The sequence below is a fragment of the Rothia halotolerans genome (genome assembly GCF_004136635.1).
Classification (GTDB): Bacteria; Actinomycetota; Actinomycetes; order Actinomycetales; family Micrococcaceae; genus Rothia; species Rothia halotolerans.
On record NZ_NOIU01000002.1, the window covers coordinates 642826 to 657945 of the forward strand.

Here is a 15120-nt window from a genome sequence, read left to right on the forward strand (position 1 = left end):
CACCAGGGCCGAGAGGTCGACCCACTGGGACAGCGGTGGGTAGAAGCGGACTCAGCGGGACGACCCGCCCCAGGCGGACGCCGTCGGGCTTCATTGCCCTTCTCTCCCGGCTGGAGTACAAATGCTGAGGTGACCCCTTCTGACAACTCCACCCCATCGCGCCCTGATTCCCCCGACGGCCAGCGCTTCACGCCGGAGCAGCGCAGGATCCTCCTCGTCTCCTTCGTCGTCGCCTTCCTCTCGCTGCTCAGCGTCTCGATCGTCAACGTCGTCCTCCCCTCCATCGAGTCCTCCATGGAGGCGAGCTCGGCGGCGCTGCAGTGGATCCTCTCCGGCTACGCGCTCGCCTTCGGCGTCGTGCTCGTGGCGGCGGGGCGGGCCGGGGACATCTTCGGCAGGGGCAAGCTCTTCGTCATCGGCCTGGTCCTCTTCGGCCTGGGGTCGCTCTCCGCGGGCCTGGCCGGGGACCCCCTCTGGCTCAACGTCTCCCGGGTGGTCATGGGGCTCGGCTCGGGCTTCCTCAACCCCCAGGTCACCGGGCTCATCCAGCAGTACTTCAAGGGCGCGCAGCGGGGCACCGCCTTCGGCCTGTTCGGCGGCGTCATCGGCGTCTCCGTCGCGGTCGGCCCGGTGCTGGGAGGCGTGCTCATCGCGCTGCTGGGGCCGGAGTGGGGCTGGCGCGCGGCGTTCCTCATCAACGTGCCCTTCGTGGTGCTGGGCCTGGTGGGCGCCTTCTTCTGGCTGCCGGCCTCGGCGTGGCGGCCCGTCGGGGAGGCCTCGCAGTCGGCCGCTGGCCCGGCGGAGAGCGCCGGAGCCGCGGAACCGGGGGCCGCTGCGGCCCGCCGCGGGGGCCGGCTCGCCAACCTCGACCCGGTCGGCGTGCTGCTGCTCAGCGCCGGCATCCTGCTCACCATGCTGCCCTTCGTGGAGCGCGAGGTGGGGGCGCTCATCTGGTTCTCGCTCCTCGCCGGTGCAGCGTTCATCGCCGTCTGGCTCTGGTGGGAGCGCAGGTTCGCCCGCGCCGGCCGGGAGCCCATGGTCGACCTCGCCCTGTTCCGGACGCGCTCCTTCGCCAACGGCGCCTTGCTCATCACCGTCTACTTCATGGGCATGACCAGCGTCTGGGTCCTCCTCGCGCTGTGGATGCAGCAGGGGCTGGGGCACACGGCCCTCGCGGCGGGCATGATCGGTCTGCCCTCCGCGGCCGTGAGCGCGGTCCTCTCCCCCATCGCGGGCAAGCACGTCACCCGGGTGGGGCGCCCCATGGTCCTGTGGGGCGTCCTGCTCGCCCTCACCGGGCTCGGCCTCACCGCCACCGCGGTGGTCCTGCACTACGTCGCGGGCACCAGCGAGTGGTGGCTGCTGGGATCGCTGGCGGTCCTGGGCTCCGGGCAGGCCTTCGTCGTCGGTCCCAATCAGACCCTCACGCTGGCCGAGGTGCCCATCCGCTACGCCGGCTCCGCGGGCGGGGTCCTGCAGACCGGGCAGCGCGTGGGGACCTCGATCGGTATCGCGATGATCACCGGCGTCGTCTTCTCCATGGTCGCGAGCGCCGGCTGGGCGAGCGCCTTCGCGGTGGGTCTGGGCGTCATCGCCGTCTTCATCGCGGTGGCCGGCGTCGTGGGCCTGTTCGATCTCCGTCAGGGCCGGAGGGCGTCGGGCGCCGGGGCGTGAGCGCGCTCCCCCTTCGGGCTCGCCCCTCCACGGCGCGGAGGCGGACCGCGACGGCGGGCTCCGCCCTGACTACAATCACCCGTATCCCTGCTGTTCCCAGGGAGACGAGGAGCGAGCATGCGCATCGCGGTGATCGGCGCGGGCATCGGCGGGCTCGCCGCTGCCGCCGGGCTCCAGCGTGACGGCCACGAGGTCACGGTCTACGAGCAGAGGCCGGCCCCGAGCCCCGACGGCGCGGGGCTGACGCTCTTCGGCAACGCGCTGGAGGCCCTGGACTCGCTGGGGCTCGGCGACGCGGTCAGGAGCGTCTCGACCGGCGCCATGACGTCGCTGCGCTCCGGCCAGCGACGCCCCGACGGGACGTGGCTGCTCACCGTCCCACAGAGCGCGGTCGCCTCGTTGCACAGCGTCCACCGCGTCGCGCTGCACCGGGCGCTCGCCAAGCAGCTGAGGGCCGGGACGCTGCGGGCGGGGAGCACCGCGCTCGTCCCCGCCGACGGCTCCCCTCGCATCACGCTCGGCGACCGCTCGGAGGAGGTCGACCTGGTGGTGGCCGCCGACGGCATCCGCAGCCGGAGCCGCGCGGCCCTCGGCCTGGACACCGGGCTCCGCTACGCCGGGTACACCGCCTGGCGCGGGGTGACCAGCGGCCCCGTCGACCTCCAGGGCGAGGCCGGTGAGACCTGGGGGCGCGGGCGGATCTTCGGCATCGTGCCCCTCCCCGACGAGCGGATCTACTGGTTCGGGACGCTGAAAGCCCCGCCGGGCGCCTCCTTTCCCGACGAGCACGAGGCGGTGCTCCGCGAGTTCGCCGGCTGGCACGCCCCGATCCGGGAGTGCATCGCCGCCACCCGGCCGGAGGCGGTGCTGCGCCACGACATCTACGACGTCGCGAAGCCGCTGGCCTCCTTCACGCGCGGCCGCACGGTCCTGCTCGGCGACGCGGCCCACGCGATGACGCCGAACCTCGGCCAGGGTGCGGGACAGGGGCTCGAGGACGCCACGACCCTGGCGCTCCTGCTCCGCGACGCGAGCGCGGACGACCTCGACGCGGCGCTCGCCCGCTACTCCGGGATCCGGCGGAAGCGCACCGGGGCCATCATGCGGCGCTCGCGCATGGCGGGCAGGGTCGCACAGGCCTCGAACCCGGTGACGGCCGGGCTCCGCGACGCCGCGCTGAGGCTCACGCCGGGCGGGGCCGTGGGTGTGCTGAGCCAGCGGCTTCAGGAGTGGCCGAAGGTCGCTGGATAGGGAACGCCAGCTCTGCCCCTTGTCGATAGTGTGCCCGCCCAGCCCACCGCTCCCGACGCGGTGCCGCAGAGGCCGCGGAAAAGGGCCGGTCTCTCCCGGCGTCGCGTCTACCCCAGGGCCCCGGCCGCGAAGGCGCTGATCATGCCGACGCCGAACAGGACGAGGAAGCCGCCCGCGACCCTCGTGAGCCAGGGCAGGATACGCCCCATCCGGGCGAGCGCGCGCCGGGAGTCGAGGACGACGGCGACGAAGACGTCCCACACGAGGACGACGGCGAACATCCACGCCCCGTACAGCACCATCGTCGGCGGTGCCGCGGCGGAGACCGCAGCCGCGAGGCTGACGTAGAACAGCGCGTTCTTCGGGTTCAGCAGGCCGGACGCCAGGCCGAGGCCGACGTTCCTCAGCCACGTCACGCGCTGGATGCCGAGGTCCTGCCCCGGATCGATCCCCGCCCGCGCTCTGAGGAACGCGACGCCGATGAGGATCAGGAACCCGCCGCCGGCGCATTGGATCGCGCCGAGCAGCGTGGGCTGCGAGATGAGCGAGAGCCCGGAGAACGCGGCCGCGATGAAGATCCCGTTCGCGGCGGTGATACCCAGGCATGCACCGGTCGCGTTGCGCCATCCGCTGGCCATCGCCGTGCGGGCGATGAGGAAGAAGTCGACGCCGGGTATCAGCAGAGCAAGGAAGTGCGCGACGACGACGGCGGCGAACTGCTCCATCTCTCTCCTCGATGCTCGATGGTCAACCCGTCAAGCATCGAGGAACGCTCAGCGCCCGGTCTTGTACGTTCTTGCATCAGCCCCGATAGGCGCCCGGCGAGGCGGCCACGTGGGCGCGGAAGACTCGGTGGAAGTGGCTCTGATCGGTGAACCCCAGGGCGTAGGCGGTCTCGGCGATCGTCCGGCCGCCGCGGAGCAGATGCCGCGCCCGCTGGATGCGGGCGTTCTGCCTCCAGGCCAGCGGGGAGAGCCCGGTCGCGCGTCGCATCGCGCGGATGAGCTGGTACTTCGTCATGCCGATCGACTCGGCCAGCTCGCTGAGCGCCGGATTCGACGCATCCGAGCGGAGCCGGCGCATGACCGGGGCTAGGCGGGCGAGCAGGTCGGGATCGACGTCGCTCCTCGCCAGATATGCCGGCGAAGCAGCGTCGAGCTCCGCGAACAGGACGGCGAGCCGCGCCTCGATCGTCCCCCGGCCCTCATCGGAGAAGATCGCATCGCTCAGCGTCTCCATCGGGGAGAGGAGGCCTGGACGTCGCAGCACGCTGATCCCGTCCAGCAGGCGGCTCGCTTCCCCGCCCGGCACGAGCGAGACCGCCCAGTCCTGGTCCATGTGGATCATCTGGTACAGCCATCGGCCCTCCTCCGGATTGCAGGCGTGCACCTGACCGGCCGGGATGACGACGAGGTCCCCGGCCTCCAGCCGGGTGGCCCCGTCGAGAGGACCTCTCAGCACCGACGTCCCCGCATCGATCGCGCCGATCGAGAACGAGTCGTGGGCATGCGGACGGTAGCAGAGGTTCTCCTGGCACGAACGCCGGGCCTCTACGTGGGGCAGCGCGGTGCTGCGCCGGAACTCCGCCGTCCGCCTCACCGCGAGATGACCACCTGCGACGAGCCGTCCTCCACGAGGAGCGCCTGGTCGTCGTTCAGGAAGGTGAGCGGGTACGCGGCGCCGTAGGTCTGGGCGATGCGCGCGATCAGCTCCGGCGGGTACGGCGGCAGCGCCCCGTCCGCGTGCGGGACGAGGACGGCGTCGACCAGGGCGAGCCCGGTCCGGTCCGCCAGGTCAGGGGCCTCGTCCGGGTCGTCCATGAGCGAGACCGGCTCCACGCTCAGGCCGGTGATGACCGACCCCGCGCTCGACCCGATGTAGGGCAGGCCCGCCCGCACCCGCTCGGCCACCACGGCGTCGCACCCGCGACGGCGCAGCGCCGCCAGGAGCGCGAAGGTGTTGCCGCCGGCGACGTACAGCGCGTCGACGCCGTCGAGCACCGCGGCGAACTCCGCGGCGTCCTCGTAGTCGCCGGCGGTGATGTCCTCGAGCGCATATCCGAGCCCCGCGAGCCGCTCGCGCTCGGCGGCGACGAACCATTCGCCCGCGTGGGGAGCCGCGGCGTCGTCCACATATCCGATGCGGACCTCGCCGGCGGGCCGGCCCAGGCGGGAGGAGATGAAGCCGGGCACGGCCCCGATGCCGAGGGAGAGCAGCAGAAGGTTCATCCCGCCATTTTACCGGTCAACCGCCGGATCCAGCCGGCGGTTTCGCAGGATCAAGGCATGACGCATCTCCAGGGACTCGTCAGCAGAATCCGCCTGGCCTGGTTCAACGGCGCATCCGGGGCGGGGAAGACCGCAGCCGCGCGGCTGCTCGCCGAGTCGGTGCCGGGCTCGGGCGTCCGCGACCCCGAGATCACCGTGCCATGCCGCCGTTGGCCCGCAGCACCTGCCCGTTGACCCACCGCCCGTCGGGCCCGGCCAGGAAGGAGACCACCCGGGCGATATCCTCGGGCGTGCCGAGCCGCTCCAGCGGCGGCACCTTCGCGAGGCCGTCGATCTGCTCCTGGCTCTTGCCGTCCAGGAAGAGCGCCGTCGCCGTCGGCCCCGGGGCGACGGCGTTGACGGTGACGTCGCGTCCGCGCAGCTCGCGGGCGAGGATCAGCGTGATGGCCTCGACCGCCGCCTTACTGGCGACGTAGGCGCCGTACTCCGGGAACTGCGTGGCGACGACGGTGGTGGAGAACCCGATGAAGGAGCCGCCCGCCCGCAGCCGGCGGGCCGCCTGCTGCGCGACGACGAAGGCCCCGCGGACGTTGGTCCGGTGCAACCCCTCGAGGACGCCCAGGTCCAGCTCGGCGATCGTGGACAGCGCCATCCGCCCCGCCGAGTTCACGACGACGTCCACCCCGCCGAACTCCCGCTCGGCCCGCTCGAAGACCGCGGCCACCTCCCCCTCCTCGGCGACGTCGGCCTGCATCGCAAAGGCGGCCCCGCCGGCGTCGGCGATCGACCCGACCGTCTCCCGCGCGGCCTCGGCGTCGCCCGCGTAGACGATGACGACGGCGTGCCCGTCCGCGGCGAGGCGCTGGGAGACCGCGCGGCCGATGCCCCGCGAGCCGCCGGTGACGATGGCGACCCGTCGGGCCGCGGGGATGCTGCTGTGGGTGCTGTTCTCTGTCATGCCCACCACCCTGCGCCTTCCGGCCGAGGGCAGCCAGGGGATGCGATCCCCTGTCTCCGCGCCGCGCTCCGGGCGAGAATGGGGAGCATGAGTCGTCAGAAGCACGCCGAGCTGGGAGCCTTCCTCCGGTCGCGGCGCGATCGCATCCGGCCGGAGGACGTCGGCCTCGCCCCCGGCTCCAGGCGGAGGGTCCCCGGCCTGCGCCGCGAGGAGGTCGCCCAGCTGGCGGGCGCCTCGGCGGACTACTACAACGAGCTCGAGCGCGGGGCGGGCTCGCAGCCCTCGGAGCAGATGCTCGCCGCCCTCGCCCGCGCCCTGCGCCTGACCCGGGACGAACGCGACTACCTCTTCCACCTCGCGGGCCGGCCGGTGCCCGTCGAGGCCGGCTCCGCCGCGCACGTGCACCCCGGCATGCTCGACCTGCTCAGCCGGCTGCCGGCCACGCCCGCGCAGGTCATCACGGACCTGCACGTCACGCTCGTGCAGAACCCGCTCGCCGTCGCGCTGCTGGGCGACCAGTCCGGCCTCCGGGGCAGGCGGGCGAGCTTCATCCAGCGCTGGTTCACCGACGACGCCGCGCGGGAGGTCTACCCCGAGGCGGACCACCCGAAGCAGTCGCGGACCCTCGTGGCGGACCTCCGGGCGGCGGCAGCGACCCGCGACGCCCGCGACGCCGAGGCCGCCTCGATGATCGCCGAGCTGCGGGAGTCCTCGCGCGAGTTCGCGCAGCTGTGGGCCGAGCACGACGTCGCCCTCCGCCGGGACGAGCGCAAGCGGATCATCCACCCGCAGCTCGGCGTCGTGGAGGTCAACTGCCTCAACCTCTTCAGCGAGGACGGCCGCCAGCGCCTGCTGTGGTTCACCCCGGCGCTCGGGACGGACAGCGCCGATGCCCTGGAAATGCTCGCTGTGCTCGGCACGCAGGATCTGGGCGCTCGGGAGCTCGGGGCGGGGACGCCGCGGACCGGCGGCGGCTGATCCCCGGCCGCTCCCGCTCACCGCCCCAGATGCTCCCTCAGGTACCGCCCGGTCACGCTCCCCGCCTCCCGCGCGACCTCCTCCGGGGTCCCCGTCGCGACGATCCTGCCGCCATCCGCGCCGCCGCCTGGCCCCATGTCGACGACGTGGTCGGCGTTGGCGATCATGTCGAGGTCGTGCTCGATCACCAGCACGGTGCCGCTCTGGTCGAGCAGCCGCTGGAAGACCTCGATGAGCACGCGGACGTCGTCGGGATGCAGGCCCACGGTCGGCTCGTCGAAGACGAACAGCGTGCGCGTCTGCGCCCGGCCGAGCTCGGTGGCGAGCTTGAGGCGCTGCGCCTCGCCGCCGGACAGCGCCGGGGTGGCCTCGCCGAGCGTGAGGTAGCCCAGTCCCACGTCCCGCAGCGCCTCCAGGTGCGAGCCGACCTTGCGCATGTCGGCCACGTGCGGGAGGGCCTCGGCCGCTGTGAGCGCCAGCAGATCCGGCAGGGAGAGGGCGTCCTCGCCGCTCGCGGAGGGCCGGCGGTGCTCCTGCGCGGCGGGGGCATAGCGGCGGCCGCCGCACTCGGTGCACGGGATCTCGACGTCGGGGAGGAACTGCACGTCGAGCGTGATCTCGCCGGTGCCCTCGCAGCGCGGACAGCGCAGGGACCCGGTGTTGTAGGAGAAGTCGCCGGCTCTCAGCCCGGCCTCCCGCGCGGAGTCCAGGCGGGCGTAGGCGCGGCGCAGGTCGTCGAGCACGCCGCTGTAGGTGGCGACGGTGGACCGGACGTTGACGCCGATCGGGGTCGCGTCGACGACCTTGACCTTCTCGACGTCGCCGGCCTCGGCCGAGAGGACGTGCTCCGGGAGGGGCCGGCCCTCCCCGGCCCGGAGCGCGGGCACGAGGCTCTCCAGCACCAGCGTGCTCTTGCCGGAGCCCGAGACCCCGGTGACCACGGTGAGCCTGCCGCGGGGGATCTCGACGTCGAGCGCGTGCACGGTGTGGACCGGGGCGGTGCGCAGGCGGATCGCCCCGCGCTCGAAGGTCTCGCCCTCGGGGGCGGAGGTGCGTGCCAGCACCCGCTCGCGGCCGGTGAGGTGCCGGCCGATGCGGGAGTCCGGGTCGCGGTCCAGCTCGGCGACGGTGCCGGTGGCCACGACCCTGCCGCCCTCGCTGCCGGAGCCGGGACCGATCTCGATGAGGTGCTCGGCCTCCCTGAGCACGAGCGGGTCGTGGTCGACCATGACCACGGAGTTGCCCTCGGCGAGGAGATCGGCGATGACGCCCTGGAGCCCCCGGATGTTGGAGGGATGCAGCCCGATCGAGGGCTCGTCGAGGACGTAGAGGACGCCGGTGGTCTCGTTGCGCACGGCGCGGGCGAGCTGCACGCGCTGCCGCTCCCCCGTGGAGAGCGTCGAGCCGGCCCGGTCCAGCGCGAGGTAGCCCAGCCCCAGGTCGAGCAGCCGGCGGGCCATCCCGAGGAGCGTGTCGACGAGGCCGGCGGCCAGGGGGCGCATCTCCTCCGGCAGGGCGTCCGGCACCTCGGCGGCCCAGTCCACGAGGTCCTCGAGGGTCTTCGCGGTCGCCTCCGCGAGGCCGAGCTCGCCGATCCGCGGGGCCGCCGCGGCAGGCGAGAGCCTGGTGCCGCGGCAGGCCGGGCACACGCGCTCGATGAGGAAGCGGCTCACCCGCGCCAGCCGCTTCTCGTCCTCGGCGCGCTTGAGCTCCTCGGTGACGGTGAGGCGGGCGTTGCGGAAGGTGAAGTCGAGCTCGTGCACGCCCTTCTTCGAGGTGACCGCGATGTGCTTCTTCTCCTCCGGGCCGTTCAGCACGATCTCCCGCTCCCAGTCGCGGAGGTCCCGCCAGGGCACGTCGGTGCGCACGCCGAACTCGCGGGCGATCTGCGGCTGGACGTTGAAGCCGAAGGTCTGCCACGGGAGGACCGCGCCGTCGTCGATGCTCAGGGCCTCGTCGCGGATGAGGGCGGCGTCGTCGACCTCGCGGACCGTGCCGGTCCCCTCGCAGGCGGGGCAGGCGCCGGCGGAGTTGAAGGCGAGCGCCTCCGCGCCCGGGGCCTCGAAGCCGCGCCACAGATCGGGCAGACGATCGGCTCCTCGGCGGCGACGGCCAGCGTCGGCTCCTGCCGGTGGCCATTGGGGCACACGTGCGAGGCGAGCCGGGAGAACATCAGCCGGACGACGTTGAGCAGCTCGGTGGAGGTGCCGAAGGTGGAGCGCACGCCGGGCACCCCGGGGCGCTGCCGGAGCGCGAGCGCTGCGGGCACGTGGCGGACCCGCTCGACGTCGGCGCGCGCGGCCTGGCCCATGCGGCGCCGCGTGTAGGTCGAGAGCGCCTCGATGTAGCGGCGCGAGCCCTCGGCGTAGAGCACGCCCATGGCCAGCGAGGACTTGCCGGAGCCCGAGACGCCGGCGATGGCCACGAGCGTGTCCAGCGGCACGTCGACGTCGACGTCCCGCAGATTGTGCACGCGCGCGCCGCGCACCTCGATGGCCTGCGCGGCCGAGCCGCCCTCACGTCCGCTCCGCAAGATGCCCTCCCTCTCGAGTCCGGCCTCCAGCTGTACCCGGCCCTCGCCCGGCAGTCCAGCGGAGCTCCTCCACGTGACGCCCCGGCACGTCCGCGCTCCACTGCCCCTCAGCCCTTCCGAGGGGCGACGACGCCCGATTCGGAGCGGCGTCCCCATCCGGCTCCTCATATTCGTCTCCGCAGGGGTGGGGACGGTCCAGCACATGAATACAGAGAAGCGGAATCTCTTGAATAAACCCGCAGAAGCCCTTAGCGTGAAATTGTCGGTTAGGGGCCGACGTGTCTCTGGCAGGTGTGGCCCCCATCGATAACTGCCAGGGGTCAGAAAAAACCCTTAGCCGCCTCCGGGACTCCGATGAGGCCCGGGGGCGTCGCCCATCCTTTTGTGCCCGCGGACTCTCCGGCGCCGCTGCTGGCCTCGGCGTCCTGATGGGCCTGCTTCTCAGCATCGTCGCGGTTGCCGGACTCTCCGGGATCGTTCTTGTCAGCCATCACCCACGCTTTGGCAAGAATTCCGTGGCTTCCACCGCGGTTTTTGCTTCATCACCACCCTCAGCGCCCGCGACCTGGGAAATAAATATATTCGCGACTTATTGCAGCTGTGGTGCGGGAGTGAGCGCACCCGAAAATCCCGGGGACATGCCGATCCCTCTGACACGATCACCCTCTTTTCCTCACGCATAAAAATCTTCGACGATACCGCCGCTCCCTCCTTCGCCTACCGGCATGAAATGAAAAATATAGAAGTGCATCCCTCTTGCCCGAGGACGCGTGTGCGCGGATAGCGCGCAGCAGGACTCCTCTCAGGCTCTCTACGGCCGCCGGAGGCGACGACCGCCCTCAATCGGCGGTGCATGCCCCCGCACGTTCAGCTCACACTCGGCCGTGACCTGAGCTCGGGCCGGGACAGAGATCAGAAACGGGTGCGGCCCCGCCGGTCACCGTCTCGGCGCAGCTCCCGACGCCGGGCCCACCGGTCCGGACCGGGAATCCGCGATCACCTGGTCGAGGACCAGGCGCGCTCGCGCCATCGTGCTCTCATGAGTCGATTCCACCCCGCCGTCGCCGTCCTGGCCGAGGGACTGCCCCACCCACCGCAGCACGCCTCCCAGCACGCCGGAGACCATCTCCGCCTCCGCGCGGCGGTCCCCTTCGTCCCGCCCGGGATGCTGATTGCGCAGCCGCAGCATGACGATCTCCCGGAGCTCGTCGTCGAGCTGGCCGATCTGCGCCAGGTGCTTGGACAGCAGCGTCGGCGAGGACGCGATCACCCGCATCCGATCGGCGAGGGCGTCCAGGGACTCGGTCGGCGGAGTGGCGATGATCGAGAGGGCCTCGTGCAGCAGGGGCCCGCTGCCGACGATGAAGCGGCGCGCCGCGTGCTCGTCGATGAACGGCCGGGAGCGGCCCAGGAGGGCGTCGTCCTTGGTGGGGAAATGGTTGAAGAACGTCCGCTGGCTCACTCCCGCCGCCTCGCAGACGAGGTCGACGGTGACCCCCTCGTACCCCCTGTCCAGCGCGAGGCGAAGAGCGGCATCCTCGATCGCCTTGGCGGTCGCCTCTGCCCGTGATCCTGCCATCCTCGGTCTCCTTCGTTCGTGGCGGCCCGCCGTGCGAGCCGGCCACGGCTATCACTATGATGTGCAGTTACTGTAACTTAGACTTGCAGTTCCTGCACTTGAGCGCTCGCGCCCTGCCCGGACGCAGCGCGCTCCTCTCAGGATCCCCCACTTCAGTACACGAGACCAACCACCACGGAGGCTCCATGGCACGTACGGACGGCCCACTGCTTCTCACCCAACGACGGATCTGGATCATCTTCGGCGCGCTCCTGGCCGGGATGTTCATGGCCAGCCTGGATCAGACCATCGTCTCCACGGCGATGCCCACCATCGTCGGCGAGCTGGGCGGCGTGAACCACCAGGTCTGGGTCACGACGGCGTACCTGCTCGCCAGCACCATCGTCATGCCCATCTACGGCAAGTACGGCGACGTGCTGGGCCGCCGGCCGCTCTTCCTCATCGCCATCGGCGTCTTCACCCTCGCCTCCATCGGCTGCGCGTTCGCCGGCAGCTTCTGGGCGCTCGTGGTCTTCCGCGGCCTGCAGGGCCTGGGCGGCGGCGGCCTGATGATCCTCTCCCAGGCGATCATCGCCGACATCGTCCCCGCCCGGGAACGCGGGAAGTACATGGGCCCCATGGGAGCCGTCTTCGGCATCTCCGCCGTCGCCGGGCCCCTGCTGGGCGGCCTCTTCGTGGACTCCCTGACCTGGCGCTGGGCGTTCTACATCAACATCCCGATCGGCATCGCGGCCTTCCTCAGCGCGTACTTCGCCCTGACCCTGCCCAGCAAGAGGCCGGAACGCAGGATCGACGTCCTGGGCGTCGCCTTCATCTCCCTGGCCACCGCGTGCCTGATCTTCTTCACCGACTTCGGCGCGGACGCCGAGTACGGCTGGACCTCTCCGGCCACCTGGGCGTGGGGCGCTGGCCTCGTGGTCGCCGCCGCGCTGTTCGTCCTCGTGGAGTCCCGGGCCGAGGATCCGGTGATCCCCCTGTCCCTGTTCAGGAACTACGTCTTCCTGCAGGTCACGGCGATCGGCCTGGCGCTGGGCGTGGGGATGTTCGGCGTCGTCGGCTTCATGCCCACCTTCCTGCAGATGGCCTCCGGGACCTCGGCGGCGGCCTCCGGGCTGCTCATGCTGCCCCTGATGGGCGCGATGATGGTCACCTCCATCGTCTCCGGCCTCGCGGTCTCCAGGACCGGGAGGTACAAGATCTACCCCGTCCTGGGGTTGGTCATCGCGATCCTCGCCCTCCTACTGATGACCACGATGTCGGCCCAGACGCCGATCTGGCTGATCTGCGTGTACCTCGCCGTCTTTGGCGTCGGCCTGGGCCTGATCATGCAGATCGTGGTCCTCGTGGCGCAGAACGCCGTGCCGTTCGAGCAGGTCGGTACGGCGACGAGCACCAACAACTACTTCCGCGAGGTCGGGGCCTCGCTGGGCACCGCCGTCTTCGGGGCGTTCTTCACCACCCGCCTCACCGAGCGGCTCGTGGAGGTGTTCGCAGGGACCGGCCAGAGCCCGGACGAGGCCGGGGCGGCGGCGTCGTCCATCGAGCCGGAGACCCTCGGCTCGATGCCGGAGTCGGTGCGCACGGAGATCGTCGACGCCTACGCCGACGCCCTCGTGCCGGTCTTCTGGTACGTGGTGCCGTTCCTCGTCGTCGCCCTGATCATCGCGCTCCTCCTCAAGGAGATCCCGCTATCCGAGCAGGCCGGGATGGTGGCCCGCGGCGAGGCCGTCGGGGGCGAGGAGGCCGCGCGCCTCGAGGCAGAGGCCCGCTCTGCGCACCCGGCCGATGCCGACGACGACGCCGATGCTGCGGCCCGGCCCGCCGAGTCGCACGCCGGGCGGCGCTCAGGAGACGCCGGGAGCTGAGCCAGCCTCCCCTCGGCGCAAGCCCCTCCCATCGCGGGGCATGCCCCGCAGCATCGCGGCGCCTGCGAGATCTCGGTCATCGCAGGTGCCGCGAGGCTGCAGTTCAGGACGCGCAGTTCGGCGGCTTCGCGCTCGACGCCGTCATCGAGCTGCAGGACGCCGCCCCGGCGAAGCGCGTATGACCCACGTGCCCGCCCGATCACTCCGCCCCGCCGCGCAGCCACATGATCGGATCGCCGTCCTCCTCGGCGGGCAGCACGCCGTCCTGGCGCAGCAGCGCCCGGGCGATGCCGCGGCGCTGGGCGCCGTAGGTCAGCACGTGCGCGAGGACGCTGCCCAGCACGAAGCTCTCCGGCGGGTCGCACAGGGCGTCCACCAGTCGATCGCCCCAGGCCCGCCGCTGCTCCACGTCGGCGACCATCGCCAGCCAGCGGGGGCCGATCAGATCCATCCGCTGCAGGAGCTCATCAGCAGAGGGGCACCGCCAGCCGCGGGACTCATGCTCCTGCGCCGAAGAGGAGCGGCCCTCGCGCTGCGACGCCGAGGACGGGTACTCCCTGCCCTCGATGGCGGCCAGCCACACCTCGAGCTGGGCGACGGTGGAGCCCAGCAGCGCGGCGAGCGACTCCTCCGGCCCGTTCCAGTGCAGCAGCACCAGTCCCGGCACGCGGACCCGGCTCCACTCCCGCGCATCGAGCCCGCGGGCGCTGCGCAGCAGGAACCGGAGGTCGGCGACGTCGTGGTGGGCGAGCAGGGCCGTTACCTGTTCGCCGCCGCCGCCTCCAGTGGACTCGGCGGGCTCGGCGACGATCCACAGCGAGTCCGGCGCGTGGAAGTGGATGCCGTTCGGTGCCGGCAGCCAGTGGGCGACGCCGCCCGGCCGCCCGGTCGGGCACCCGTCATCGGAGGTCCCGCCCGGCCTCCTGCCCGGGGTCTCCGAGGGCGGGTACCCGTACGCGCGCCGGTACGCGCGGGTGAAGCCCTCCACCGAGTCGTAGCCGGCCTCCCAGGCGGTCTCGGTAACGCTGCGGCCGGAGCGCAGCCGCCACGCGGCCCGCTCCAGGTCGACCTGGCGACGCAGAGCCACCGGCGACTCCCCCGCTCCCCGGCTGACCTGGCGGGCGAAGTGGTAGCGCGAGGCGTGCGCCTGATCCGCCATGTCGGTCAGCCCGCCCACAGAGTCTGCCAGGACGGCGTCCAGCAGCTCGCGCAGCCGGTCCGGTCGGCCGGCGGGACTCGGTTCGGAAGGTTCGCTCACGGTGCCCAGTCTGCCGCAGTCCGGAGGCCCTCGACCACGTAGCGGGCGCAGATGAAATCGGCGCAGACCTCGCTGGACCGCAGACGCAGCTGCAGACGGCGCGGCAGCAGCGGGGCGCCGGCTCCCAGCGTGACCGGCGCGTAGCTGACGATCAGCTCGTCGAGCAACCCGACGTCGGCCAGCTGCCCGGCCAACTCGCCCCCGCCGACCACCCACAGGACGCCGTCCGGGTCCGGCACGGCGGCCCTGATCCGCTCGAGCACGCCGGTCACGTCGCCGGAGTCGAAGCGCAGCTCGGCGCCTTCGATGGACTCGAGCTCGCGGTGGCTCAGCACCCAGGTCGGCTGCCGGTACGGCCATCCCTCCGCGACGATCTCCTCGCGGATCCATTCGTAGGTGGTGCTGCCCATCAGGAGCGCCTGGGTGCGGCTGAGCAGGGTGTCCATCCTCAGCTCGGGATCGGCCGGTTCAGTGTGCTCCTGGGCGAAGAGCCAGGCCAGGCTCTGCTGGGGGTCGGCGAGGTAGCCGTCGAGGCTGCTGGCGGTGTAGTAGATGACGTGCATGATCCCAGTCTGCACGCGCACGCGGACGTCCGACCCGACCGTTCTTGCTGACCTTCGGGGCTTCCCGATGCGGACTCCTCTGTACTCGCCGAGGGCCTTGCAGCGCCAAGGCTCGGGCCCGGGCCAAAAGGTCCTGGAGATACAGAAAACCCGTCCTGCCCGAAGACAGAACGGGGTTTCCACTCTCGAGTGGGCCTGTTCTCCTCCCGTGCAAACAAGATCCGCAGGGTCCA

General features: G+C 72.0%; 15 protein-coding genes. 5 read left to right on the plus strand and 10 right to left on the minus strand.

Annotated features, from left to right (window positions below; all coding sequences use genetic code 11):
* Positions 1-129 precede the first annotated feature (129 nt).
* Both EWV39_RS07960 and EWV39_RS07965 read left to right on the plus strand, forming a co-directional pair.
* Positions 130-1674 carry an MFS transporter gene (locus tag EWV39_RS07960; RefSeq protein WP_238148177.1) on the plus strand — a complete coding sequence of 515 codons (1545 nt, stop codon included), beginning with the start codon at positions 130-132 and terminating at the stop codon, positions 1672-1674.
* A gap of 117 nt (positions 1675-1791) precedes the next feature.
* Entirely contained in the window at positions 1792-2925 is a 1134-nt protein-coding gene (locus EWV39_RS07965; RefSeq protein ID WP_129658434.1) for an FAD-dependent monooxygenase, read from the plus strand.
* Positions 2926-3032: 107 nt separating this feature from the next.
* Here EWV39_RS07965 and EWV39_RS07970 read toward each other — a convergent pair whose 3' ends face one another.
* The 3 genes from EWV39_RS07970 to EWV39_RS07980 all read right to left on the minus strand — a co-directional run bounded on the left by EWV39_RS07970 (position 3033) and on the right by EWV39_RS07980 (position 5153).
* Positions 3033-3650 (minus strand): LysE family translocator, encoded by a 618-nt coding sequence (locus EWV39_RS07970; RefSeq protein ID WP_129658436.1) that lies wholly within the window; start codon positions 3648-3650, stop codon positions 3033-3035.
* A 76-nt stretch (positions 3651-3726) separates the two neighbouring features.
* Positions 3727-4524, minus strand: coding sequence for a helix-turn-helix transcriptional regulator (locus EWV39_RS07975; RefSeq protein WP_129658437.1), 798 nt, complete (start codon positions 4522-4524; stop codon positions 3727-3729).
* The gene (locus EWV39_RS07980) at positions 4521-5153 is read right to left on the minus strand and encodes a Type 1 glutamine amidotransferase-like domain-containing protein (RefSeq protein WP_129658439.1); all 633 of its coding nucleotides are present in this window, start codon (positions 5151-5153) and stop codon (positions 4521-4523) included. The genes EWV39_RS07975 and EWV39_RS07980 overlap by 4 nt, the downstream gene beginning before the upstream one ends.
* A 57-nt stretch (positions 5154-5210) precedes the next feature.
* Between EWV39_RS07980 and EWV39_RS13815 the strand changes: the two genes are divergently transcribed.
* Positions 5211-5387, plus strand: a complete 177-nt coding sequence (locus EWV39_RS13815; protein ID WP_165313224.1) for a hypothetical protein — start codon at positions 5211-5213, stop codon at positions 5385-5387.
* Here the strand turns inward: EWV39_RS13815 and EWV39_RS07985 are convergent.
* A complete protein-coding gene (locus EWV39_RS07985; RefSeq protein ID WP_129658441.1) occupies positions 5344-6111 on the minus strand; it encodes an SDR family oxidoreductase in 768 nt (255 codons plus the stop codon). The two genes, EWV39_RS13815 and EWV39_RS07985, sit on opposite strands and share 44 nt — an antisense overlap.
* Positions 6112-6198: 87 nt before the next feature.
* Here EWV39_RS07985 and EWV39_RS07990 point away from each other — a divergent pair, with 87 nt between their 5' ends.
* Positions 6199-7089, plus strand: a complete 891-nt coding sequence (locus EWV39_RS07990) for a helix-turn-helix transcriptional regulator (RefSeq protein ID WP_129658443.1) — start codon at positions 6199-6201, stop codon at positions 7087-7089.
* A 17-nt stretch (positions 7090-7106) separates the two neighbouring features.
* Here the strand turns inward: EWV39_RS07990 and EWV39_RS07995 are convergent, their stop codons facing one another.
* The 4 genes from EWV39_RS07995 to EWV39_RS13970 all read right to left on the minus strand — a co-directional run bounded on the left by EWV39_RS07995 (position 7107) and on the right by EWV39_RS13970 (position 11201).
* Positions 7107-9053, minus strand: a complete 1947-nt coding sequence (locus EWV39_RS07995) for an excinuclease ABC subunit UvrA (RefSeq protein WP_238148267.1) — start codon at positions 9051-9053, stop codon at positions 7107-7109.
* Positions 9035-9622 (minus strand): hypothetical protein, encoded by a 588-nt coding sequence (locus EWV39_RS14120; protein ID WP_238148178.1) that lies wholly within the window; start codon positions 9620-9622, stop codon positions 9035-9037. Before EWV39_RS14120 ends, EWV39_RS07995 begins: the two co-directional genes overlap by 19 nt.
* 320 nt (positions 9623-9942) lie before the next feature.
* Entirely contained in the window at positions 9943-10113 is a 171-nt protein-coding gene (locus tag EWV39_RS13820; RefSeq protein WP_165313228.1) for a hypothetical protein, read from the minus strand.
* Between the two features lie 446 nt (positions 10114-10559).
* On the minus strand, positions 10560-11201 hold the full coding sequence (locus EWV39_RS13970) for a TetR/AcrR family transcriptional regulator (protein ID WP_202864909.1): 642 nt from the start codon (positions 11199-11201) through the stop codon (positions 10560-10562).
* Positions 11202-11386: 185 nt separating this feature from the next.
* Between EWV39_RS13970 and EWV39_RS08005 the strand changes: the two genes are divergently transcribed.
* Complete coding sequence (locus EWV39_RS08005) at positions 11387-13066, plus strand: MDR family MFS transporter (RefSeq protein ID WP_129658445.1); 1680 nt, start codon at positions 11387-11389, stop codon at positions 13064-13066.
* Positions 13067-13265: 199 nt separating this feature from the next.
* On the opposite strand, the gene EWV39_RS08010 is transcribed toward EWV39_RS08005, so the two are convergent.
* Positions 13266-14324, minus strand: coding sequence for a helix-turn-helix transcriptional regulator (locus EWV39_RS08010; protein ID WP_238148179.1), 1059 nt, complete (start codon positions 14322-14324; stop codon positions 13266-13268).
* Complete coding sequence (locus EWV39_RS08015; RefSeq protein WP_238148180.1) at positions 14321-14908, minus strand: dihydrofolate reductase family protein; 588 nt, start codon at positions 14906-14908, stop codon at positions 14321-14323. Before EWV39_RS08015 ends, EWV39_RS08010 begins: the two co-directional genes overlap by 4 nt.
* Between the last annotated feature and the right edge of the window lie 212 nt (positions 14909-15120).